Origin of the sequence: Brevundimonas sp. (genome assembly GCF_035627475.1) — a bacterium.
GTDB lineage: Bacteria > Pseudomonadota > Alphaproteobacteria > Caulobacterales > Caulobacteraceae > Brevundimonas.
This window is the reverse complement of the sequence record NZ_DASPLR010000022.1, coordinates 100697-123404: the sequence shown is the minus strand read 5'-3', so window position 1 is coordinate 123404 and position 22708 is coordinate 100697. Positions and strand designations below refer to the sequence as shown.

At 69.6% G+C, this 22708-nt stretch carries 23 protein-coding genes and 1 tRNA gene; 13 read left to right on the top strand and 11 right to left on the bottom strand.

Annotated features, from left to right (window positions below):
- The first annotated feature begins 68 nt into the window (after nucleotides 1-68).
- A complete protein-coding gene (locus VEA62_RS05810; RefSeq protein WP_324819543.1) occupies nucleotides 69-1190 on the top strand; it encodes an efflux RND transporter periplasmic adaptor subunit in 1122 nt (373 codons plus the stop codon).
- Complete coding sequence (locus VEA62_RS05805) at nucleotides 1190-4411, top strand: efflux RND transporter permease subunit (protein ID WP_324819594.1); 3222 nt, start codon at nucleotides 1190-1192, stop codon at nucleotides 4409-4411. The genes VEA62_RS05810 and VEA62_RS05805 overlap by 1 nt, the downstream gene beginning before the upstream one ends.
- 1 nt (nucleotide 4412) lies before the next feature.
- On the opposite strand, the gene VEA62_RS05800 is transcribed toward VEA62_RS05805, so the two are convergent.
- Nucleotides 4413-4904 carry a cytochrome c family protein gene (locus VEA62_RS05800; protein WP_324819541.1) on the bottom strand — a complete coding sequence of 164 codons (492 nt, stop codon included), beginning with the start codon at nucleotides 4902-4904 and terminating at the stop codon, nucleotides 4413-4415.
- 144 nt (nucleotides 4905-5048) lie between these two features.
- Between VEA62_RS05800 and VEA62_RS05795 the strand changes: the two genes are divergently transcribed.
- Together VEA62_RS05795 and feoB are read left to right on the top strand one after the other, a co-directional pair.
- Complete coding sequence (locus VEA62_RS05795; protein WP_324819539.1) at nucleotides 5049-5360, top strand: FeoA family protein; 312 nt, start codon at nucleotides 5049-5051, stop codon at nucleotides 5358-5360.
- Nucleotides 5360-7231 (top strand): ferrous iron transporter B, encoded by a 1872-nt coding sequence (gene feoB / locus VEA62_RS05790; protein ID WP_324819537.1) that lies wholly within the window; start codon nucleotides 5360-5362, stop codon nucleotides 7229-7231. Before VEA62_RS05795 ends, feoB begins: the two co-directional genes overlap by 1 nt.
- Before the next feature lie 8 nt (nucleotides 7232-7239).
- On the opposite strand, the gene VEA62_RS05785 is transcribed toward feoB, so the two are convergent.
- Nucleotides 7240-7315, bottom strand: a tRNA-Thr gene (locus VEA62_RS05785).
- A gap of 44 nt (nucleotides 7316-7359) precedes the next feature.
- Nucleotides 7360-7797 carry an HIT family protein gene (locus VEA62_RS05780; protein WP_324819535.1) on the bottom strand — a complete coding sequence of 146 codons (438 nt, stop codon included), beginning with the start codon at nucleotides 7795-7797 and terminating at the stop codon, nucleotides 7360-7362.
- Between the two features lie 102 nt (nucleotides 7798-7899).
- On the opposite strand from VEA62_RS05780, the gene VEA62_RS05775 reads away from it, so the two are divergent.
- Nucleotides 7900-8256 carry a phage holin family protein gene (locus tag VEA62_RS05775; RefSeq protein ID WP_324819533.1) on the top strand — a complete coding sequence of 119 codons (357 nt, stop codon included), beginning with the start codon at nucleotides 7900-7902 and terminating at the stop codon, nucleotides 8254-8256.
- Nucleotide 8257: 1 nt separating this feature from the next.
- On the opposite strand, the gene VEA62_RS05770 is transcribed toward VEA62_RS05775, so the two are convergent.
- From VEA62_RS05770 to VEA62_RS05760, 3 genes are all read right to left on the bottom strand, one after another.
- Nucleotides 8258-9409 carry a GNAT family N-acetyltransferase gene (locus tag VEA62_RS05770; RefSeq protein ID WP_324819531.1) on the bottom strand — a complete coding sequence of 384 codons (1152 nt, stop codon included), beginning with the start codon at nucleotides 9407-9409 and terminating at the stop codon, nucleotides 8258-8260.
- Complete coding sequence (locus tag VEA62_RS05765) at nucleotides 9406-9864, bottom strand: RidA family protein (protein ID WP_324819529.1); 459 nt, start codon at nucleotides 9862-9864, stop codon at nucleotides 9406-9408. Before VEA62_RS05765 ends, VEA62_RS05770 begins: the two co-directional genes overlap by 4 nt.
- A 566-nt stretch (nucleotides 9865-10430) precedes the next feature.
- Nucleotides 10431-11675, bottom strand: coding sequence for a DNA polymerase IV (locus VEA62_RS05760; protein ID WP_324819527.1), 1245 nt, complete (start codon nucleotides 11673-11675; stop codon nucleotides 10431-10433).
- Nucleotides 11676-11989: 314 nt separating this feature from the next.
- Here VEA62_RS05760 and VEA62_RS05755 point away from each other — a divergent pair, with 314 nt between their 5' ends.
- The 4 genes from VEA62_RS05755 (at nucleotide 11990) to VEA62_RS05740 (ending at nucleotide 14281) form a co-directional block, all read left to right on the top strand.
- Nucleotides 11990-12376: a response regulator gene (locus VEA62_RS05755; protein ID WP_324819525.1), complete on the top strand. Its 387-nt coding sequence runs from the start codon at nucleotides 11990-11992 to the stop codon at nucleotides 12374-12376.
- On the top strand, nucleotides 12373-13734 hold the full coding sequence (locus VEA62_RS05750; protein WP_324819524.1) for a PleD family two-component system response regulator: 1362 nt from the start codon (nucleotides 12373-12375) through the stop codon (nucleotides 13732-13734). The genes VEA62_RS05755 and VEA62_RS05750 overlap by 4 nt, the downstream gene beginning before the upstream one ends.
- 85 nt (nucleotides 13735-13819) lie before the next feature.
- Nucleotides 13820-14041, top strand: coding sequence for a hypothetical protein (locus VEA62_RS05745; RefSeq protein ID WP_324819522.1), 222 nt, complete (start codon nucleotides 13820-13822; stop codon nucleotides 14039-14041).
- Nucleotides 14042-14098: 57 nt separating this feature from the next.
- Entirely contained in the window at nucleotides 14099-14281 is a 183-nt protein-coding gene (locus VEA62_RS05740) for a hypothetical protein (protein WP_324819521.1), read from the top strand.
- Nucleotides 14282-14360: 79 nt separating this feature from the next.
- Here VEA62_RS05740 and rpmG read toward each other — a convergent pair whose 3' ends face one another.
- From rpmG to VEA62_RS05715, 5 genes are all read right to left on the bottom strand, one after another.
- Nucleotides 14361-14528, bottom strand: coding sequence for a 50S ribosomal protein L33 (rpmG, locus tag VEA62_RS05735; RefSeq protein WP_003164451.1), 168 nt, complete (start codon nucleotides 14526-14528; stop codon nucleotides 14361-14363).
- A gap of 186 nt (nucleotides 14529-14714) precedes the next feature.
- Nucleotides 14715-15422 (bottom strand): NUDIX hydrolase, encoded by a 708-nt coding sequence (locus VEA62_RS05730; protein ID WP_324819519.1) that lies wholly within the window; start codon nucleotides 15420-15422, stop codon nucleotides 14715-14717.
- Nucleotides 15419-17752: a ribonuclease R gene (gene rnr, locus VEA62_RS05725; protein ID WP_324819517.1), complete on the bottom strand. Its 2334-nt coding sequence runs from the start codon at nucleotides 17750-17752 to the stop codon at nucleotides 15419-15421. The genes VEA62_RS05730 and rnr overlap by 4 nt, the downstream gene beginning before the upstream one ends.
- A gap of 8 nt (nucleotides 17753-17760) precedes the next feature.
- Complete coding sequence (locus tag VEA62_RS05720; RefSeq protein ID WP_324819515.1) at nucleotides 17761-18201, bottom strand: type II toxin-antitoxin system VapC family toxin; 441 nt, start codon at nucleotides 18199-18201, stop codon at nucleotides 17761-17763.
- Nucleotides 18198-18461: a type II toxin-antitoxin system prevent-host-death family antitoxin gene (locus VEA62_RS05715; protein WP_324819513.1), complete on the bottom strand. Its 264-nt coding sequence runs from the start codon at nucleotides 18459-18461 to the stop codon at nucleotides 18198-18200. The genes VEA62_RS05720 and VEA62_RS05715 overlap by 4 nt, the downstream gene beginning before the upstream one ends.
- 116 nt (nucleotides 18462-18577) lie before the next feature.
- Here VEA62_RS05715 and VEA62_RS05710 point away from each other — a divergent pair, with 116 nt between their 5' ends.
- The 4 genes from VEA62_RS05710 to VEA62_RS05695 are packed head-to-tail and all read left to right on the top strand — an operon-like array spanning nucleotide 18578 to nucleotide 22674.
- Complete coding sequence (locus tag VEA62_RS05710) at nucleotides 18578-19981, top strand: cystathionine beta-synthase (RefSeq protein ID WP_324819511.1); 1404 nt, start codon at nucleotides 18578-18580, stop codon at nucleotides 19979-19981.
- A complete protein-coding gene (locus VEA62_RS05705; protein ID WP_324819509.1) occupies nucleotides 19978-20778 on the top strand; it encodes a dienelactone hydrolase family protein in 801 nt (266 codons plus the stop codon). The genes VEA62_RS05710 and VEA62_RS05705 overlap by 4 nt, the downstream gene beginning before the upstream one ends.
- Nucleotides 20765-21514 (top strand): alpha/beta hydrolase family protein, encoded by a 750-nt coding sequence (locus VEA62_RS05700; RefSeq protein ID WP_324819507.1) that lies wholly within the window; start codon nucleotides 20765-20767, stop codon nucleotides 21512-21514. The genes VEA62_RS05705 and VEA62_RS05700 overlap by 14 nt, the downstream gene beginning before the upstream one ends.
- Nucleotides 21511-22674: a cystathionine gamma-synthase gene (locus VEA62_RS05695; RefSeq protein WP_324819505.1), complete on the top strand. Its 1164-nt coding sequence runs from the start codon at nucleotides 21511-21513 to the stop codon at nucleotides 22672-22674. Before VEA62_RS05700 ends, VEA62_RS05695 begins: the two co-directional genes overlap by 4 nt.
- The last annotated feature ends 34 nt before the right edge of the window (nucleotides 22675-22708 follow it).

Here is a 22708-nt window from a genome sequence, read left to right as displayed (position 1 = left end):
GAGACTTTAGTTGCGTCGACGGCGGGAGCCGCTAAGTCGGCTCGTCCCTCGCCCGGAGCCTGCGCCGCGTGATCAAACGCCACTTCTTCCTCGCCGCCGCCGCCGTCTTGCTCGGCCTGATGGTCGTGGCCGTGATCATGCGTATCGCCTTCGCCGGCGAGGAGAAGGGCGGCGGCCCGGGCGGCCGCGGCGGACCCGGCGGGGGGCGGGGCCAGACCGTCTCCGAGGCCGTGGCCACGCCGCGTCAATTCAGCGACGAGATCCGGGTCCTCGGCGTGGCGCGGGGCCGGCGCTCGGTCAACATCACCTCCTCGACCACGGAGTTGATCACCCGCGTCCTGTTCACCGACGGACAGCGGGTCGCCGCGGGCACGCCGCTGGTCGAGTTGCAGGCGCGCGAGGAGGATGCCGGCATCATCGAGGCCCGGGCCCGCGTGGACCAGGCCGAGCGCCAGTACGACCGCTACAAGGAACTGGCCGATCGCGGCATCGCGCCCCGCGCCACGGCCGAGCAATACCTGTCTGAGCTGCAGACCGCCCGCGCATCGTTGACGGCGGCGCAGGCCCGGCGCGGCGACCGGGTCATCCGGGCGCCCTTCGCGGGCGTGCTGGGCCTGAGCACGGTGACAGCCGGGACGCTGGTCAATCCGGGCGCCGTGATCGCCACCCTGGACGACATCGATGTGATCCGCGTCGATTTCCCCGTGCCGGAACGCTATCTCGGGGTGCTGCGCCAGGGAACGCCGATCACCGCCACGGCCGACGCGTTTGGCGAACAAGGCTTCGGCGGGCGCATCGCCCTGATCGACACCCGGGTCAACGAGCAGACCCGCTCCGCCACGGCGCGGGCTGAAATCCCCAACCCGGGAGGCCGCATCCGCCCGGGCATGCTGGTTCGGGTCGCTGTCCAGCAGGGCGTGCGCACCGCGCCGGCGGTGCCGGAAGCGGCCGTCCAGTACGAAGGCGACGGCGCCTTCGTGTACCGGATCGCGCGCGGCGAGCGCGGCACGACGGCCCAGCGCGTCGAGGTCGAGACCGGCGCCGTCGAAGGCGGCTTCGTCGAAATCCTGTCAGGCCTCGAGGCGGGCGATCGCGTGGTCGGCTCCGGCCTGAATCGCATCCAGCCCGGAGCGCCGGTGAGCGTCGCCGGCGCGCGGGCAGTCGCTCCGGCCAAGGGCGCGCGGTCATGATGCTGTCCGACGTCGCCGTCCGGCGCCCCGTCTTCGCGGCGGTGGCGGCGATCGTGCTGTGCGTGATCGGGGCGGCCGCCTTCTTCTTCCTGCCGGTGCGGGAGCTTCCCGACGTCGACCCCCCGATCGTGTCGATCAGCACCTCCTACGCGGGCGCGTCGGCCGAGGTCATCGAGAGCCGGATCACCGAGCCGATCGAGCAGCAGATCGCCGGCATCCAGGGCGTCGAACGGATCAACTCGACCAGCCGTGACGGCCGCTCCAACGTGTCGATCGAGTTTTCGCTGGACCGCGACATCGACGCCGCCGCCAACGACGTGAGGGATCGTGTGTCACGGGTCGTCGGCCGTCTGCCGGACCAGGCGGATCCGCCGACGGTGGCGAAGGCCGACACCGACAGCCAGCCGATCATGATCCTGTTCCTTCGCTCCAGGTCGATGGATCGACTGGCGCTGACGGACTACGCCGACCGTTATCTGATCGACCGTCTGGCCACCGTGCCGGGCGTGGCGCAGGTGCAGATCTATGGCGAACAGCGCTACTCGATGCGCATCTGGCTCGACCCGGCGTCGCTGGCCGCGCGCGGCCTGACCGTCAGCGACGTCGAGAGCGCCCTGACCAGCCAGAATGTCGAACTCCCGGCGGGCACGCTGGAGTCGGGACAGAAGGACTATACGGTCCGGGTGGCGCGCACCTATGCGCGGGCCGAGGATTTCCGCCAGCTGCCGATCGGCACGGGCGGCTCCGCCTCGGCGACCACGGGATCCGGCCAGTCGTCGAGCGCGACGGCGCTGCCGAGCGGCGCGACGGGCGCCATCCAGGGCGCGGCCGCCTATGTCACCCGGCTGGGCGACATCGCCCGGGTCGAGGAGGCGCCGCAGGAGGATCGCCGGCTGTTCCGCGGCAACGGCCTCGATCAGATCGGCCTCGCCATCACGCGCCAGGCCCAGTCGAACGACCTCGCCATCTCCGACGGCGTCACCGACATGCTGGAGAACATCCGGCCCAGCCTGCCGCCCGGCGTGGAATTGGTCGTCGGTTCGGACAACTCTGTCTTCACCGCCCATGCCATCGACGAGGTGTGGATCACCATCGGCATCTCGCTTGCGCTGGTGGCGCTGGTGAATTTCGTCTTCCTCGGCACGCTGAGGGCGGCCTTCATCCCGTCGATCGTGGCTCCGATCTGCCTGCTGTCGACCTTCATCGTGCTGGCTCCGCTCGGATTTTCGCTGAACCTGCTGACGCTGCTGGCCCTGGTGCTCGCCATCGGCCTGGTCGTCGACGACGCCATCGTGGTGACCGAGAACATCCAGCGCCGCCTCGATCATGGCGAACCGCCGCTGGTGGCGGCCGAGCGAGGCGCCCGTCAGGTGTTCTTCGCGGTGGTGGCGACGACGGTGGTGCTGCTGTCCGTATTCGCACCCTTGCTGTTCCTGCCCGGCTATGTCGGGCGGCTTTTCGTGGAATTGGCGGCGGCGATCGCAGCGGCCGTGGCCTTCTCGGCCTTCCTCGCCCTGACCCTGTCGCCCATGCTCGCGTCCAAGATCCTGCGGCCGGCCTCCGGCGGCGGCTGGGTGGCGCGCAAGGTCGACGCGGCCATGGAGGCGCTGAAGAACTCGTACAGGAACTCGCTTCAGGCGATGCTCGGGCGGCGGAGCGCCGTCATTGGCGTGGGCGCCCTGATCCTGTTCGTGGCCGGCGGCGCGGCGGTGATGTTCATGACCCTGCCCAACGAATTGGTGCCCGACGAGGACCGCGGGCGAGTCACGGTCAGAGTGCAGGGGCCCGAAGGCGCCGGCTTCGACTACACGCGCAAGATCATGCTGGGTCTCGAGCCGATCCTCGAGGACTACCGGCAGGCGGGCGAAGTCGACAGCTATCTGATCTCGGCTCCCGGCTTCGGCGGCGGCAGCTTCAACTCGGGCAATGCCGTCCTGACGCTCAAGGACTGGTCGGAACGCGACCGGTCGGCCGACGAGATCGCCCAGGACCTGAACGGCAAGCTACGCAGCCAGACCGATGCACAGGTCAACGCTTCCGTGCCGGGCGCCTTCCAGCGCGGCGGCGGCAACTCCAACTCGGTCGAGATGGTCGTCACGGGGGCCGAGTACGAGGACATCTATCAGTGGCTGCAGCCCGTGCTGGCCGCCTCGCTGGAGAACCCCGGCTTCTCGCGTCCCCGGCTGAACTACGAGCCGAACGCTCCGCGCCTGCTGGTCGACGTCGATCCCGAGAAGGCGGCGGCGCTGGGCGTGTCGTCGCAGGCCATCGGGCGGACCCTGGAGACCATGTTCGGCTCCCGGCGGGCCACCACCTACCTGCGCGGCGGTCAGGAATACGACGTCATCCTGCAGACCGAACGGGCCAACCGGCGCAACGTCGGCGATCTGGAGGCCCTGTATGTCGAGACCGGATCGGGCCAACTCGTGCCCCTGTCGGCGGTCGTCACGACCCAGACCTCCGGCGACACGCCCGACCGCCGCCGGCTCGACCGGCAGCGGGCCATCTCCCTCAGCGCCGACCTGAACCCGGGAATGACCCTCGTCGACGCGACCGACTTCCTGACCCGGGTGGCCAACGAGCAGCCCCAGGGCGTGGTCACGACCCAGTGGGGCGGCGCGGCGCGGGACCAGAAGGAGGCGGGCGGCGCGGTGGCGGCGGCCTTTGGCCTGGCCCTGTTGCTGGTCTTCCTGGTGCTGGCGGCGCAGTTCGAAAGCTGGATCACACCGGCGGTGATCATGCTGACGGTTCCGCTGGCGGCGGCCGGCGGGCTGTTCGGACTGGTGATGGCGGGCTCGAGCCTGAACATCTACAGCCAGATCGGCCTGATCATCCTGATCGGCGTGGCGGCCAAGAACGGCATCCTCATCGTCGAATTCGCCAATCAGCTGCGCGACCAGGGACGATCGATCCACGAGGCCATCATCGAGTCGTCGACCCTGCGACTGCGCCCGATCATCATGACCTCGATCGCCACCGCCTTCGGCGCCCTGCCGCTGGTGCTGTGGCAGGGGGCAGGGGCGGGCAGCCGTCAGACCATCGGCGTGGTCATCTTCGCCGGGGCCATGTTCGCGACCCTGCTGACCCTGTTCGTGGTGCCGGTGATCTATGGCGTGCTGGCGCGCTTCACCAGGTCTCCGGAGTACACCGCCCGCAAGATCGAGGAGTGGGAAGCCCAGGAGACGACGGCCAACGACGCCGTGCCCGCCGCCGCCGAATAGGTCAGGGACGGGCGGGCGGCGTATAGCCCGTCTCGACCTTGAGGAAGGCTATGACGTCGCGGCGGTCGGTGGGGTCGGGGATGCCGGCGAAGCTCATCTTCGTGCCCTTCAGGAAGGTGCGCGGGTTCTCCAGCCAATGATCAAGCCGCCCGGCGTCCCAGACGAAGCCGGCTTCTTTGACGGCGGTCGAATAGTTGTAGCCCGGCAGCGTGCCGGCCTGCCGGCCGAAGACGCCGTGGAGGTTGGGACCGGTCATGTTCGGCCCGCCCTCGGTGATGGTGTGGCACGACCGGCAGCGGGCGAAGACGCGCCGGCCGTTGTCGAGGTCCGCCTGATCGTATGGCGCGGGCAGGGCCGCCAGCAGCGCTGCTTTCTCCGCCGGTGTGGGAGCCGGACGCGGCGGCGCGGTCGAGGCGGCGGCGCCGCTCTCCTCGCCCTGGCCGCAGGATGCGAGGCCCAGGGCGGCGAGGACGATCAGGGCTGAACGATTCATCGGGGCTCTCCGTACAGGCTCAGTGAATAGCGCAACATGGGCGGACAACAACGCCTGCGACGCTTCGACAGGGTGGACGGATTGCTCTCGCACCTGATAATCACTGTCAAACAGGCGCATTGGTCGCGCCGTTGCGTGAGCGTCATGTCCGACACCATCCGACTCAGCCAGGCCCGCCGCGGGGATCGCGGCGTCATCGTTCAGGTCGGCGACCATTGTCACCATGACGAGCATGCGCTGGAGCTCGAGCGCCGTCTGCTGGAGCTGGGCTTCGTCGAGGGTGCGCGGGTTGAACTGCTGCACGAAGGATTGCTGGGCCGCGACCCCATCGCCATGAAGGTGGACGATATGCGTGTTGCGCTGCGCCGGCACGAGGCCGCCGGGCTGACCGTCCGCATGGAGTCGGCGACCGCCACGGCCGTGGCGCCCGCCATGGCGGTACGGGTTACCGCCTGATGGACATGGCGGTTCGAAGCGCGCGGGTCGCGCTCGTCGGCAATCCCAATAGCGGCAAGACGGCGCTGTTCAACGCCCTGACCGGCGCGCACCAGAAGGTGGCGAACTACGCCGGCGTCACCGTCGAGCGCAAGGAAGGCTTCGTTCGCGGCGGCGACGGGCGGGCCCTGTCCGTGCTGGACCTGCCCGGCACCTATTCGCTGCGCGCCCGCAGTCCGGACGAGGAAGTGACCCGCGACGCGGTGCTGGGGCGGCTGGCCGGCGAGACGCCGCCGGACGTCATCGTCTGCGTGGCCGACGCCACAAACCTGCGGCTGGTGCTGCGGCTGGTGCTGGAGCTGAAGGCGGTCGGGCGGCCGATGGTGCTGGCCCTGAACATGTACGACATCGCGCAGCGCCAGGGCCTGAGGATCGATCTGGAGAAGCTGTCGGCGGAACTGGGGCTGCCGATCGTGACCACCGTGGCCACCCGGCGGCGGGGTATCGACGATCTGGTTGTCGCCATCGAGGCCGCGGCGGCGCGCTGGTCGCCCGGGGCCGAGATGAGCTGGACCGCGCCGGACGCGGCGGCCCTGCGAGGCGCGGCCCGGGAGGCCGAGCGGATCATGAAGGCCTGCGTTCAGCCGCCCGAGCGCCCGGACACGCTGACGGCGCGGGTCGACTCCGTCCTGCTGCATCCGGTCGGCGGCCTGGTGATCCTGCTGGCCCTGCTGTTCGTCATGTTCCAGGCCGTCTTCACCTGGGCCACGCCGCTGATGGACGGCATCGAGGGCGTGCTCGGCGTCGTGGGCGCCTGGGCGGCGACGGTCATCCCCGACGGCGTCTTCCAGAGCCTGATCGTCGACGGCCTCATCTCCGGCGTCGGCAGCGTGCTGGTCTTCCTGCCGCAAATCCTGATCCTGTTCCTGTTCATCATCGTGCTCGAGGACTTCGGCTACATGGCCCGGGCCGCCTTCCTGATGGACCGGGTCATGGGCGGGGCGGGGCTGCACGGCCGCGCCTTCATTCCCCTGCTGTCCAGCTTCGCCTGCGCCATTCCGGGGATCATGGCCGCCCGGGTGATCGACTCGAAGCGGGACCGGCTGACCACCATCATGGTGGCGCCGCTGATGACCTGTTCGGCGCGCATCCCGGTCTACACCCTGATCATCGCCGCCTTCATCCCGAACCGGACGGTATGGGGCTTCGCCAACCAGCAGGGACTGGTGATGTTCGGCCTCTACGCCACGGGAATTCTCAGCGCGCTGGCGGTGTCGTTCGTGATCCGGCGCATCTTCTGGCGCGGGGCGGTCGAGCCCTTCATGATGGAACTGCCAGCCTACAAGACGCCGGATCTGCGCAGCGTGGCGTTCAACCTGTGGCTCCGGGCGAGGATCTTCCTGGAGCGGGCGGGGCGGATCATCCTGCCGCTGATGGTGCTGATCTGGGCGCTTTCGACCTTCCCCTATCCGCCGGAGGGGGCGACCCAGCCGGCCATCGACTACAGCTTCGCCGGGATGATCGGGAAGGCGCTGGAGCCGATCTTCGCACCCATCGGCTTCAACTGGCAGATGGTGATCGCCCTGATCCCGGGCATGGCGGCCCGGGAGGTGGCGGTGGCCGCCCTCGGCACGGTCTATGCCGTGGCCGATCCCGAAAGCGCCACCGCCGTGCTGGCGACCACCTTGGCCGGGCAATGGTCGCTGGCGACGGGCCTGGCCTTCCTTGCCTGGTACATCTTCGCGCCGCAGTGCGTGGCGACGCTCGGCGTGGTCAAGCGCGAGACGAACTCCTGGAAGTGGATGTGGATCATGGTGGCCTACATGTTCGGCCTCGCCTATCTGGCGGCGCTGGTCACCTACCGGATCGCCGTCGCGCTGGGCGGGGGCTGACGGGGGACTGGTGCCGGTTGCAGGAATCGAACCCGCGACCTTCGGTTTACAAAACCGCTGCTCTACCAGCTGAGCTAAACCGGCGTCCGTGGTGACGGCGGCCCTTATGCTGGGCGACCGGGCCTTGGTCAATCGAGGGCGGCGGCGATCCGGTCGGCGAGGGCGCGGAGCGTTTCCGGCTCCGCCATCGGGGCGTGGCCATGCCCCTTCACCGGCCGACCGGACCAGCGCGGGACGATGTGGAAATGCAGATGGAAGACGGTCTGGCCGCCCGCCTCGCCGTTGAACTGCATGATCTGGAAGCCTTCGGGGGCGAGCGCCTTGACCACGGCGCGGGCGGTTCGCCGGGTCGCTTCTATCAGCCGGGCCAGCGCCTCGGGCTCGATGTCGAGCAGGGTGCGGGCCGTGGAGGTCTTCGACACGATCAGGACGTGGCCCTCGGACTGGGGGAAGACGTCCATGAAGGCGAGGACGTGGTCGTCCTCCCAGACCTTCACGGCCGGAATCTCGCCGCGCAGGATCCTGGCGAAGATGTTGTCGGGATCGTAGGGGGCTTGAAGGGTCATGGCGCGCTCCGGCTGGTGCAGGCGAGGCTAGCAACGGCCGCGGGACGAGGGGAGCCCCGGCGGCGTTGGGGTGTTATGGTCAAGGTCCAGAAGGAGTCGGCCATGCTGCGGTTCATCGTCCAGTTTCTCGTCACCTGCCTGGCCCTGTGGCTGGCGGCGCAGATCGTTCCCGGGGTGGCGTTCAGCGACACGCCGACCCTGCTGCTGGCGGCGGTGCTGCTGGGGATCGCCAACGCCATCGTGCGGCCGGTGCTGACCTTCCTGACCTTCCCGCTGACGATCCTCACCTTCGGCCTGTTCCTGCTGGTGGTGAATGCGGCGACGATCGGTCTGGTCGCGGCCCTGCTGGGCGGGTTCGTGGTCGACGGCCTCTGGGCCGGGATCGGGGCGGCCATCGTGACCGGCGTGGTCAGCTGGATCGCCGGCTGGTTCATCGGCGGCGAGCGCCGCGCCGACTGAGTCACGACAGGTCCTTGCGGAAGGGCGACAGTTCTTCCGTCATCGCGCCGATTTCGGCCTCGACGGCGGGGCGTTCGCGCGCGAGGTAGTCCGCCACCGGCGCACGCAGGGCCGGGTCGGCGATCCAGTGGGCCGAGTAGACCGGCGAGGGCAGGTAGCCGCGGGCGATCTTGTGCTCGCCCTGGGCCCCGGCCTCGACGCGGGACAGGCCGCGCTCGATGGCGAAGTCGATGGCCCGGTAGTAGCAGAGCTCGAAATGGAGGAAGGGGACCTCCTCCAGCGCGCCCCACTGGCGGCCGTAGAGGGCGTCGCGGCCGATCAGGTTCAGGGCCCCGGCGATCGGGACGCCGTCGCGGAAGGCCATGACCAGGGCGGTGCGGTCGGCCATGGTCGCGCCGAGGCGGCTGAAGAAGTCGCGGGTCAGATAGGGCCGGCCCCATTTGCGCGAACCGGTGTCCATGTAGAAGGCGAAGAAGGCGTCCCAGTGGGTCTCCTCGATGGCGGCGCCGGTGAGGGTGCGGATGTCGAGGCCGGCCTGGGCCTCGCGGCGTTCGCGGCGGATGGTCTTGCGGCGGTTCGAGGACAGGGCGGCGAGGAAATCGTCGAAGGTGCGGTAGCCGCCGTTGCGCCAGACGTACTGCATGTCCTGACGCCGGAGCAGGCCGGCCTCGCCCATGGCCTTCCAGTCGTCGCGGGTGGGGAAGTTGACGTGCAGGGAGGAGACGCCGAGCCGTTCGGTCAGAGCCAGGGCGCCCTGCAGCAGGGCCTCCCGCACCGTCGCGGCGTCGGCGTCGGGGTGGGCGAGGAAGCGGGGGCCGCTGACCGGGGTAAAGGGGACCGCGCCCAGCAGCTTGGGATAGTAGCGGCCGCCGGCCCGCTCATACGCGTCGGCCCAGCTGTGGTCGAAGACGTATTCGCCCTGGCTGTGGCCCTTGAGCCAGAGGGGCATGACGCCGAGGACGCGGCCGGTCTCGTCCTGAAGGGACAGGTGGCGGCCGGCCCAGCCTTCGCGCGGGACGGCGCTGCCGGAGGCCTCGCAGGCGTCGAGGAAGTCGAAGGAGACGAACGGGTCGCCGGCAGGAGACGCGCAGGCGTCCCAGGCCTCTCGGCCGATGTCGGCGACCCGGTCGTGAACGCGGAGGGTGAAGGTCACCGCACCTCGACGATGGCGTCGACCTCGACGGCGAAGCCGAGGGGGAGTTTGTAGACGCCGACGGCGGAGCGGGCGTGGCGGCCCTTGTCGCCGAAGGCCTCGACCATCAGGTCGGAGCAGCCGTTGATGACGGCGGGGATGGCCTCGAAATCCCCGGCGGCCTGGACGAAGCCGCCCAGTTTGACGACGCGGACGACGCGCTCGAGGTCGCCGCCCAGCGCGGCCGACATCTGGGCCAGCAGGTTGATCCCGCACAGGCGGGCGGCGTCCTTCGCCTGCTCGGGAGAGACATCGGCGCCGACGGTGCCCTTGATGCCGCCCGAGGCGTCGTTGGAGAGCTGGCCGGAGATGTGGAGCAGGTTCCCGGTCTGGACGAAGGGCACGTAGTTGGCCACCGCGCTGGCGGGTTCCGGCAGCTGGATGCCGAGTTCGGCGAGGCGGGCGGCGACAGTCATGGCAAGCTCCTGATTGGGAATTGGGGGCGGTTTAGCGCGGCGGAAGGGCGGCGTCGATGCGGCCCGGCGTTGTGCGGGCCGACTGAAAAACACGGGGGGCGGAGTCGGCAGAGTCGGCATTCGGGAAATACGGGGTGGCAGAGTCGGCAGAGTCCAGATCGGGGTCGGGAAGGACTGGCTGCGCGCCTGGACGGCGCGGCGTGGGTTCGATTGTCAAAGACCGGCGAGCTGAAAGACGCATTATGCGCCCGCCGGCCTATCCGGATGGAAGATCGGTTTTGGTTTCGGCCAAGCGGCTGAAAAGGCGACGGAACGTCTCCACAATCCGACTATATTTTCGCGGATTGCCAGCACAGCGTCATGGATCAGATGCGTCCTTCTCCCGATAGGAGAAGGTGGCGGGGCGGAGCCCCGTCGGATGTGGGTCGGGTGTGTCAGGCGGCGTGAGCTGCCGCTCCGGACGGCGACGCGGCTTGCGCCGAATGCCGAAGGCGACCCACACCCTTTCGCGCAAGGACGACGGCAGACGCCGTCGTGCGCTCAAGCCCTCTCCCAGTGGGAGAGGGTTATTTCAGCGCTCTCCCCGCGACCACCGCCCCGGCGCCGAATTTGGCCCTGAGCCGGTCGATGGCGGTCTCGGTCTTGAGGGCCTTGGTCTCGGGGGTGTCGAACAGGGCGGAGGGGCCTTCGACGGCGTCCTGGACATCGCCCATGCCGATGCCGATCAGCCGATAGGGGCGGCCGAGCTCGGGGGCCATCAGCTCGCGGGCGGCGGCGAACAGGGCGCGGGCGGTCTGGACCGGCTCGGGCACGGTGACCCGGCGGGTGACGATTCTGAAGTCGGTGCGGCGCAGCTTGAGCACGATGACGCGGCTGGCGACGCCGTCGCGGCGGGCCTTGGAGGCCAGCTTCTCGCACAGGGGCCAGAGCTCGGCCTCGAGGTCTTCGGCGCGGGTCAGGTCCTCGTTGAAGGTGGTTTCGGCGCTCATGCCCTTGCGGTCGGCCTCGGGATTGACCCTGCGGGCGTCGCGGCCGTGGGCGAGGTCGTGCAGGCGCAGGCCGGTCTCGCCGTAGCGTTTGATCAGGTCGCGCGGGTCGGCGGCGGCGAGGTCGCCGACGGTGGCGTAGCCGTCGCTCTGCAAGGTCTTGCGGAACACCGGGCCGACGCCGGGCAGGACGCCGACGGGTTTCGGAGCCAGCAGGGCCTGGGCCTCGGAGCCGATGACGGAGAAGCCGCGGGGCTTGTCGAGCTCGGAGGCGATCTTGGCGAGGAAGCGGTTCGACGCCAGGCCGATGGAGACGGTCAGGCCGGTCTCCTCCTCTATGCGCTTCTGCAGACGGACCAGCTGGAAGGCGGGGGGACCGCCGTTGAGACGTTCGGTGCCGGCGAGGTCGATCCACGCCTCGTCGAGCGAGAGGGTCTGGACCAGCGGCGTCAGCTCGCGCACCGCCCCGAAGATCTGGGCGCTGGCGGCCTTGTATTTGGCGAAGTCGGGCTTGATGACCACGGCGTCGGGGCAGGCCTTGAGCGCCTTGAACATCGGCTGGGCGGAGCCGACGCCGTACAGGCGCGCGATGTAGCAGGCGGTGGTGACCACGCCGCGCTTGCCGCCGCCGACGATAACCGGGACGTCGCGCAACTCGGGCCGGTCGCGCTTTTCGACCGAAGCGTAGAAGGCGTCGCAGTCGAGGTGGGCGATGGAGAGGGTCGCGAGTTCGTCGTGAGCGACGATGCGGCGCGAATCGCACGCGGGGCAGCGCTCGACCTTGCGGTCGTCGGTGCGGAGGCAGTCGCGGCAGATGGATTTCATCGGGGTGGAGTGTGCCTGACGGCGGGGGCGCTGGGGAGCGTTTCCTTCTCCCGATGGGAGAAGGTGGGGCGGAGCCCCGTCGGATGTGGGTCGGCTTGCGGAAGCGGCGAAGCCGCCCCGGGACGGTCGACCCACACCCTTTCGCGCAAGGACGATCGCTGCGCTCTCGTGCGCTCAAGCCCTCTCCCATCGGGAGAGGGGGCGAGGGTGGCTTCACGCCAACTTAAGAGAAGAGGCGCACAACTGCCCCGGAAGAAGGCGCACAAGCCTCCGTGCAACCGCGCTTCCACGGAAGCGATACAGGCCGGGTGATGATGTCGAAGACGGTCCTCATCGTCGAGGATAACGAGCTGAACATGAAGCTCTTTCATGATCTGCTCGAGTCCCAGGGCTACCGCACCCTGCAGACCCGCGAGGGGCTGCAGGCGCTCGCCCTGGCGCGCCAGCACCGGCCCGACCTGATCCTGATGGATATCCAGCTGCCCGAAATCAGCGGCCTGGAAGTCACCAAATGGCTGAAGGACGACGAGGAGCTGAGCCACATCCCGGTCGTCGCCGTCACGGCCTTCGCCATGAAGGGCGACGAGGAGCGGATCCGCCAGGGCGGCTGCGAGGCCTATATCTCCAAGCCGATCTCGGTGGTGCATTTCCTCGACGTGGTGCGCAAGCACCTGGGGCCGGTGGAGGCGCTCGTCCCATGACCGCGCGTATCCTGGTCGTCGATGACGTCGAGCCGAACGTCCGCCTGCTCGAGGCCAAGCTGACGATCGAATACTATGAGGTGCTGACCGCGATGGACGGCGCCACGGCGCTGGAGATCGCGGCGGCCGAGCGGCCCGACATCATCCTGCTGGACGTGATGATGCCCGGCATGGACGGGTTCGAGACCTGCAGGCGGCTGAAGGCCGATCCGGTGACGCGGCACATCCCGGTGGTGCTGGTCACCGCGCTGGACGGACGCGAGGACAAGATCAAGGGGCTGGAGGTCGGGGCCGACGACTTCGTCACCAAGCCGATCGACGACGTCGTCCTGTTCGCCCGCGTCAAGTCGCTGGTGCGGCTGAAGGCGGTGATGGACGAGCTGCGCGAACGCGAGGAGAGCGGTCGGCGCATGGGGGTCGACACCGACGGGGCAGGGCGGCTGCGCGGCTCGGGCGGCCGTGTGCTGATCGTCGACGACAACGAACTCCAGCGCGAGAAGATGGTCACCCACCTGGCCCGGGAGCACCGGCCGGTGGCCGAGCCCGACCCGGCGGCGGCCCTGATCGCGGCGCGAGGCCCGATCGACCTGATGATCGTCAATGTGGCGAGCAGCGGCTTCGACGGCCTGCGGTTCGTGGCCCAGGTGCGGTCCAGCGAGGCCTCGCGGCGGACGCCGATCCTGGCGGTGGTGGACCCGGCGGACCGGCCGCGGCTGCTCAAGGCGCTGGAACTGGGGGTCAACGACATCCTGCCGCGCCCGGTCGATTCCGAGGAGCTGATGGCGCGGGCGCGGACCCAGATAAAGCGCAAGCGCTACGCCGACTTCCTCAAGGAAAAGCTGGACTACAGCCTGGAGATGGCGGTCACCGACGCCCTGACCGGACTGCACAACCGGCGCTACATGGCCGGCCAGCTGCAGGCGATGGTGGGGCGGGCGGCCCAGGGCGGCGATCCGGTCGCGGTGCTGGTCATGGACATCGACCACTTCAAGGCGGTCAACGACGGCTTCGGCCACGACGCCGGCGACGAGGTGCTGCGTGAGTTCGCGGTCCGGCTGGCGACCAATGTGCGCGCCATCGACCTGCCGTGCCGTCTGGGCGGCGAGGAGTTCGTGGTGGTGATGCCGGGCGCGAGCCTGGAGGACGCCGCCCGGGTGGCCGACCGCATCCGCCGCGACATCGAGGCCCAGCCGTTTCCGATCATGGGCGGGTCGGAAGGCCTGACCATCACCGTCTCGATCGGCGTGGCGTCCAGCGTGCCGGGGGATACGCCCGAAGCCCTGCTCAAGCGGGGCGACGAGGGGGTGTACGAGGCGAAGAGCCGCGGCCGGAACCAGGTGATTTCGCGGGCGGCCTGAGGGGGCGGCGGGAGCGGCCCCGTGTGGGCTTGCCGACACAGGAACCCTGCCGCGGGCGCCCGTATTGCTCTCGCAGGAGAGTATGATGAAGATCTTCACCGTTCGCCTGTACGCCGAGGGCGCGACGCCCCTGAGAACAGAACAGATGGCGGCCCCGGACGCGCGCGAGGCTTCGGCCCTCGCGGCCAGCCGGCTGTCGCAGAGCCAGACCTTCACCTGCGCCCGCGTCTATGACGGTGAAAGCCTCCTGTCAGAGGTGGGGTATCGCCTGAAGTCACCTCCGGCGCGCACGGCCCAGGACTTCTGAACAGGAGCTAAACGGAGGCGGGGCATCCAGTTCAGGCGAGACGCCGTATTGAACTGCATGGCTACAGACAGATCCCCCCTCGACGCCTTCGACGAAGCTCCCTCGGTCACCGCCTGTGGCGGCGAGGTCGTGATCAGCGGCAGCCTGGTCAACGCCGCCTATACGGTGGAAGCCGCCAGGGTTCTGCTGGAGCGGCTGACGGCCGCGGTCGAGGATGCGGACCGTCAGCGGGCGGCGTGACCCTCGCCACCCTTCCGGGCAACGAAAAACGCCCGGCCATCGCTGACCGGGCGCCCTGAAATCGCAGCAGGCGCGAGCCTTACTTGATCTTGCCTTCCTTGAACTCGACGTGCTTGCGCACGACCGGGTCGTATTTCTTGACGACCATCTTCTCGGTCATGGTGCGGGCGTTCTTCTTGGTGACGTAGAAGAAGCCGGTGTCGGCGGTCGAGTTCAGGCGGATCTTGATGGAAGCCGGCTTGGCCATCGGACAATTACCCTTGCGGACGGCGGAAGCCGCTGAAATGAGAGGCGCGGAACATACTCAGGCGCGTCCGGAAGTCAACCACGCCGGAGACGCATTCAGCCGGGGCGCCGGAGCGAGGGCGTCGATGACCCGTGTCCGGGCCGTGGAGCTCCATCCGGCGCTGCGGTGGGCGGCGGGCGCGGGGTCTCAGTCCTGATGCTCGACGACGTGGCGGCCGCGGACCATGCGCACGAAGGGCAGGGGGCGGTTCGGATGTGACAGCCGCTCGGACACCTCGGCGAGGACGAAACGGGTGATGGCCGGGAGGTCGACGGCGCGGGCGTCATCGAGCGGCAGCCAGGCGATCTCGTCCAGCTCGCCGGAGCCGGCGGTGGGCTCGGGATGCAGCAGGGCGGCGGCGTCGGCCATGAAGAAGCGCGCGTCGAAGCGGCGGGTGCGGCCCGGCGGGGTGATGGCGCGGGCGACGTAGCTGAGGGTGGCGAGGTCGGGCAGGGCGCCGGCGGCGCGGAACTCGCGCCATGGCCCGGCGACGGAGGCGGGCGGGGCGGGTTCGGCGAGGAGCAGGCCGGTCTCCTCGAAGGTCTCGCGCACGGCGGCCAGGGCGAGGGCGCGGGCGCGGCGGGGGGGCACCTCGCGGGCGAGGCGGATGGCGTCGGCGTGCGCGAGGTCGGTGGCGAAGGCGGCGGAGGGGTCGGACCGCTCGACCCGGCCGCCGGGGAAGACCCATTTGGAGGCCATGAAGACGTGGCCGGGCGCGCGGCGGCCCATCAGCACCTCGGGCGCGCCCTTGCGGAGACGCGTCAGGATCAGGGTGGCGGCGTCCCTGGGGCGCTGGCGGCCGCCGGTGCGCGGCGCGTCGGCGAGGTCCCGGGCGGCGTCGAATGGTTGGCTCACCGCCGCCTGCCCTTGCGGACCCCTTTCAGGCCGCCGGAGGGTTTGCCGCCGCGCGGGGGTTTGGGGCCGCCCGGTCGGCCGCCGCCGCGCTTGGGGAAGCCGTCGCCGCCGCGACTGCGGACTCCGAGACGGGGCGAGGGGGCGTTGGGGTCGCGCGGGGCGGGGTCGGAGAGCATCTCGAAGACGAGGCCGCCGGTGACGGGGGTGGCCTCGACCAGCCGGACCTCGACGGTGCGGCCCAGCGTCCAGCGCTGTCCCGAGCGCTCGCCGACGAGGGCGTGGGTGCGGTCGTCGTGGTGGAAATACTCGCCGCCCAGCGAGGAGACGGGCACGAGGCCGTCGGCGCCGGTCTCGTCGAGCCGGATGAACAGGCCGAAGCGGGTCACGCCGGTGATGCGGCCGGAGAAGGTCGCGCCGACCCGTTCGGCGAGGAAGGAGGCCATGTAGCGGTCCATGGCGGCGCGCTCGGCGGCCATGGAGCGGCGCTCGGTCATGGTCACCTGTTCGGCGATGGCCGGCAGTTCGGCGATCTCGCGGTCGGTGAGGCCGTCCTTGCCGAGGCCGAGGCCGCGGATCAGGCCGCGGTGGACGATCAGGTCGGAATAGCGCCGGATCGGCGAGGTGAAGTGGGCGTAGCGGTCGAGGTTGAGGCCGAAATGGCCGACGTTCTCGGGGCTGTAGATGGCCTGCATCTGGGTGCGCAGGACGACCTCGTTGACGACCTCGGCGTGCTCGCTGTCGCGGGTCTCGTCGAGCAGCTTGTTGAACCGTCTGGTGGTGGCGGGCTCGCCCTTGTTCCACGGCTTGCCGATGGTCTGGAGGAAGTCGCCGAGGTTGAACAGCTTCTCCTGACTGGGGGCGTCGTGGACGCGGTAGAGCAGGGGGACGCGCTTCTGCTCCAGCGTCTCGGCGGCGCAGACGTTGGCCTGGATCATCATCTCCTCGATCAGGCGGTGCGCCTCCAGAGACTTGCGGGGGATGATGGCGCCGATGCCGCCGCCGGGGTCCATCAGCACCTTGCGTTCGGGGCTCTCGATGGCGAGCGGGCTGCGCTTCTCCCGGCCCTTGAGCATGCAGCGGTAGGCGTTCCAGAGCGGATAGAGGATGGCCTCCATGATCGGGCCGGTGATCTCGTCGGTCCCGCCGCCGCCTTCCGGACCGTCGATGGCGGCCTGGGCCTGTTCGTAGCTGAGGCTGGCGTGGGAGCGCATCAGGCCGCGGACGAATTTGTGCCCGATCTTCCGCCCGGCCTTGTCGAACACCATGCGCACGGCGAGGCAGGCGCGGTTCTCGCCGTGCTTGAGGCTGCACAGGCCGTTGGACAGGACCTCGGGCAGCATCGGCTCGACGCGATCGGGGAAGTAGGTCGAGTTGCCCTTCTCGCGCGCTTCGCGGTCGAGGGCCGTGCCGGGGCGGACATAGGCGGCGACGTCGGCGATGGCGACCCAGACGATCCAGCCGCCCTCGTTCTTCGGATCCCCGTCGCGCTGGGCGAAGACGGCGTCGTCGTGGTCGCGGGCGTCGGCGGGGTCGATGGTGATGAGGGGAAGGTCGCGCAGGTCCTCGCGGCCCTTGAGGGACGGCAGCTCCTGGTCCCGGGCCTCCTGCAGGACCTTGTCCGAGAAGCCCATCGGAACATTGTGGGCGGCGATGGCGATCAGGGAGGCGGCCCGGGGATCGTCCTCGCGGCCGATGGTCTCGAGAATCTTGCCGCGTTTGGGGCCGTAGCGCTGCTCGCCCTTCTCGATGGCGGCGAGCACGAGGTCGCCGTCGCGCAGCTCGCCGGCCTGGGCGTGTGGGACCAGCAGGACATCCTTCGAGCGGCGGTCGACGGGTTCGACCCGGACCTCCCTGTTGGACTTGCGGATGACGCCGAGGACGCGGTTGGTGTCGGTGTCGAGCACCTTGATGACGCGGGCTTCCCAGCCGTCCTCGCCGCGCGAGAATTTGGCCAGGACGCGGACCCCGAGGCCCGGGGCGGCGCCGGTCTTGCCGGTGTTGTCAGGAACGAGGATGGCGCGCGGCGCGTCGGGCGAGGCCTCGACGAGGCGGACGTAGAATTCGCCGTCGACGTCGCGCTCGACCACGTCGGCGACGCCGACCGGGGGCAGGGCGCCGGCTTCGGTGAAGCCCTTGCGGCCACGCTTGCCGAGTTTGCCCTCGGCCTCGAGCTCGCGGATCATTTCGCGCAGGGCGCGGCGGTCGCCGCCCTTGAGGCCGAAGTGGCGCGCTATGTCGGTCTTCTCGGCCGATCCGGCTTCGCGGAGATAGGCGAGGAGGGTGTCTTTATCGGGGAGGCCGGCGGCCGGCCTCTTGGGGGATTTTGTCATTCAGTCTTTCACAACGCCGAAGTCTCGGCGGGGTTGATGCAGGAGACGCCGAGCAGGGCGGCGGCGAGGGCCATGCCGTGGTCAAGCGTGAGAAGGGCGGCGTCGAGGCGGCGGGCCGCAGCGATATGGATGGCGTCGGGCGCGCGCAGAGCGAGACCAGGCAGGCGGACGAAGGCGTCGGCGTCAGTGATGTCGCTCGAGGCGATCCTGGCCGCCTGCGCCGAGCCGGCGGCCCAGCCATCGAGTTCACGAAACACCTGTTCCATCTCCGGAGGCGTCAATCGCTTCACGCGACCATTGCGAGCCAGGGCGGCCGAACTTTCCGCAACAACCAGATCGCTGATCAGGACGAGGGAGTCCGGGTCGCGGATCACTCGATCGACGGCCGGGCTGGCCGCCTCGCTTCCGACAACCGCCACGACGGCGCTGGCGTCGATGTAGAAGATCACTCGGGATCGCCGTCACGCATGGCCCGTACCAATTCCGCGGCGGACATGCCGAGCGGCGGACGTGCGTCGCGTCGTTTGACGAACTCGTCGTACCATGCCTGCCATTCCGGGCCCTTGTGCCTGGGGATCGGACGCGCCGGGGCGTGCAACTCGGCGACCGGCTTGCCGTGACGGGTGATGGTGATGCTCTCGCCCTTCTCGACCCGGTCGAGCAGGTGGGTGAATTTGTTCTTCGCTTCCGCGACGCCGTAGGTGGCCATCGGCCGCCCTCCTGTTCTGGCCAGAAATATAGCCATAAATTGCGGCTTGCGCCAGCCGGGTTGTCCCGTCGGCGCGCCGCGCCTAGCTTCCCGCGCGAAGCCCCCGGAGTTGTTGAATGTCGCTCGCCCCCACCCCGGTCCTGACCGGTCCCACCGGTTCGCTGCTGGACCTGATCGGCAAGACGCCCATGGTGGAGGTGACGAAGATCGATACCGGGCCCTGCCGGCTGTTCCTGAAACTGGAGTCGCAGAACCCGGGCGGGTCGATCAAGGACCGCATCGCCCTGTCGATGATCGCGGCGGCCGAGCGGGAGGGCTTCCTGAAGCCCGGCGGCACCATCGTCGAGGCGACGGCCGGCAATACGGGGCTGGCGCTGACCCTGGTGGGTCAGGCCAAGGGCTATAAGGTGCTGCTGGTCATTCCGGACAAGATGTCGAAGGAAAAAATCCAGCATCTCAGAGCGATGGGCGCGGATGTTCGCCTGACGCGTTCGGACGTGCCGCATGGGCATCCTGAATATTACACCGACATGGCCGAGCGGCTGGCGCAGCAGATCCCGGGCGGCTTCTACGTCAACCAGTTCGCCAACGACGCCAATTCCGAAGCGCACTTCCGGACCACCGGGCCGGAAATCTGGGAGCAGATGGACCACGACGTCGACGCCTTCGTCGCCGGGATAGGCTCGGGCGGGACGATCACGGGCATCGCCCGCTATCTGAAAAGCGTCGGCTCGGACGCGAAGGTGATCCTCGCCGACCCCGTCGGCTCGACCCTGGCCGGCATCGTCAACGAGGGCGTGCCCGGGCCGGAGGGCAGCTACACCGTCGAAGGCATCGGACAGAATTTCGTGCCGGACACCGCCGACATCACCCTGATCGACCGCGCCTATTCGATCCCGGACGCCGAGGCGATCGCCACCGTGCGCGAACTGCTGCTGAAGGAGGGGGTGCTGGCGGGATCGTCGTCGGGGACGCTGATCGCCGCCGCCCTGCGCTGGTGCCGCGAGCAGACGGAGCCGAAACGGGTGGTGACCTTCGTCTGCGACACCGGGGCCAAATACCTGTCCAAGGTCTACAACGACGCCTGGCTGGCCGACCAGGGCCTGGGCGAGCGCGAACTGCACGGCGACCTGTCCGACCTGATCACCCGCAAATACGAGAAGGGCGATGTCGTGGTGGCCGGGCCCGACGACACCCTGGACACGGCCTTCAAGCGGATGAAGGGGGCGGACGTGTCGCAGCTGCCGATCATCCAGGACGGGCGGCTGGTCGGCATCCTCGACGAGAGCGACCTGGTCCATGTGATGAACACCGACGAGATCACCCGCCAGGAGCGTTTCGCCAAGCCGGTGTCGTCGGCCATGACGCGCGATCTGGACACGGTTCAGGTGGGCGAGCCGCTGGACGCGCTGATCCCCCTGTTCGACCGCGACCGGGTGGCCATCGTCCTGGACGGCGAGAAATTCGTCGGCCTGATCACCCGCAGCGACCTGATCAACCATCTGAGCCTCAATCGATGAGCCCACCGGCCCGGTTCGCATTCATGACGCTGATCGGGCTGGTCGCAATGCTGGCGGGCGGGGCCGTCGTGGCGCAGACGCCGCGCGTCCCGCCGCGGGTGGGAGTTCCCGGCTGCGCGGACGACGTGCCGGTTCGGGCGTCGCGGGAGCCGGTCACCTTCGAGAGCCGGGGCCGGCTGATCCGGGCCCATCTCTACACCCCCCGGGGTGAGGCCAACGGCCTCGGGGTCGTGCTGCTGCACGGGGGAACCGGGTTCGAGAGGAACTCGATCCTGTTCGACGCCCACGCCATCCAGCTGGCCTCGCGCGGCTACCGGGTGATCCTGCCGGCCTATTTCGACGCCGCCGAGCCCGATCGGAGCCGGCCGACGGTGACCGGGCGGGCGTGGCGGCAGGCGGCGCTGGACGCCGCAGGACAGCTGACGAGCCGGGGGGTTCCGGCCGAGGGGGTGGCGCTTTGGGGCTATTCGCGCGGGGCCGGGGTGGGCCTCGACGCCAGCACGGTCGAGGGGAGCGGGGTGCGCCGGGCGGTGCTGGTGGCGGGCGCCGGGTCGGTCGACGGGACCCTGGCCGGGCCGGACCTGTCGGTGCTTCTGCTGCATGCCCGGCGCGACGAGGCGGTTCCCGTGCGGGCGACGCTGCGGCTGGCCGGTGACCTGCGCGACGCCGGGGCGGCGGTGGAGGTGGGGGAGCTGGCGTTCAGCGGCCATCAGTACGACCTGGCGACATGGTGCGACGTGTTCGCCCGCACGCGGCGGTTCCTCGAAGGGGCGGAGACGGGCGATGGACCGGCGTAGCCTGCTGGCCGGAGGCGTGGCGGCGGCGGGGCTGGCCCGATCCGTCCGGGCCCAGGAGGCGGCGCCCGGGCCGAGCTACGAGGGCCTGACCTTCCAGAGCCACGGCAAGCCGATCCGGGCCATCCATTACCGGCCGGGGGGCGAGGACCGGCGGGCGGCGATCGTGATGATGCACGGCTCGGGCGGGCGCATCCGCAATTCGGGGCCGTGGCATGAGCTGGCCATGCGGTTCGCGGGGGACGGCTACCAGGTGTTGACGCCGCTATACACCGACGCCTGGCCGGACGACGGCGTGCGGCCGGAACGGATGATGGAGGCTTGGCGAGACGTCGGCGAGCACGCCATCGACTGGTTCATCGAGGGGGGCGTGGACCGGCGGCGGACGGCGATGTTCGGCTATTCGCTGGGTTCGTACGTGGCGGTGGACGGAGCCCTGGGCAACAGCCGGGCGGCGGCGGCCATCGGGCTGGCGGGCGGAACCGACGTCTATACGCCGCGCGCGCCCCGCCGGAGGATTCCGGTCCTGGTCATCCGGGCGGAGAACGACACCCATGTGCTGCCGCGCAACACGGCGGCCTGGGTCGACTTCCTGCGGGAGCACGACATCAATGTGCGGGTTGAAGTGATCGCCGGCGCCGGCCATCTGTTCACACCCCCCGAATGGGCCGAGGTGTTCGCGCGCTCGGCCGACTTCTACGCCGGCAACATCGGCCGCATCGATCAGGACACCGCATGAGTTCGCTGAAGAACAGCCAGGGTTTCTCGACCCGCGCCATCCACGCCGGCCAGAGGCCGGACCCGACGACGGGCGCGGTGATGACGCCGATCTACGCCACCTCGACCTACGCCCAGGAAAGCCCGGGCGTGAACAAGGGCTATGAATACGCCCGGGGCAAGAACCCGACGCGGGAGGCGTTCGAGGCCTGCCTGGCCGATCTCGAGGGCGGGGTCCAGGGCTTCGGCTTCGCCAGCGGCATGGCCGCGACGGCGACGGCGCTGGAACTGCTGGACGCCGGCTCGCACATCGTGACGGGCGACGATCTGTACGGCGGTTCGTGGCGGCTGTTCGAGCGGGTGCGGCGACGCTCGATGGGGCTGGACTTCAGCTATGTGAACATGGCCGATCTGGCGGCGGTCGAGGCGGCGATCACGCCGAAGACGCGGATGATCTGGGCCGAGACCCCGACCAATCCGCTGATGAAGCTGGCCGACATCGCGGGCCTGTCGAAGATCGCGAAGGCGCACGGGCTGAAGCTGGTGGTCGACAACACCTTCGCCACGCCGTGGAGCCAGCAGCCGTTGAAGCTGGGCGCCGACATCGTCATGCACTCGGCGACAAAATACCTGAACGGCCACTCCGACATCATCGGCGGGGCGCTGGTGACGGGTGATCCGGAGCTGGCGAAGGAGATCAAGTTTCTCCAGAACTCCGTGGGCGGGGTGATGGGGCCGTTCGACGCCTTCCTGGCCAACCGGGGCCTGAAGACGCTGGGCCTGCGCATGAAGGCGCACAACGAAAACGCCCTGGCGGTGGCCCGCTGGCTGGAGGAGCGAAAGGGGATCGCCAGGGTGATCTATCCGGGCCTGATCACCCATCCGCAGCACGAGCTGGCGGCGCGGCAGATGAACGGCCGCTTCGGGGGCATGGTCACCGCCCTCATCGACGGCGACCTGTCGCGCACGAAACAGGTGCTGGAACGGGTGCAGGTCTTCACCCTGGCGGAGTCGCTGGGCGGGGTGGAAAGCCTGGTCAACCACCCGGCCATCATGACCCACGCCTCGGTGCCGAAGGAACTGCGCGAGGCCGGTGGGGTGACGGACAGCCTGATCCGGCTGTCGGTGGGCGTCGAGGATGTGGAGGATCTGATCGCGGACCTGGATCAGGCGCTGGGGTGATCAGCGGACCGGCGCGTCCCCGCTTGCGCGGGGC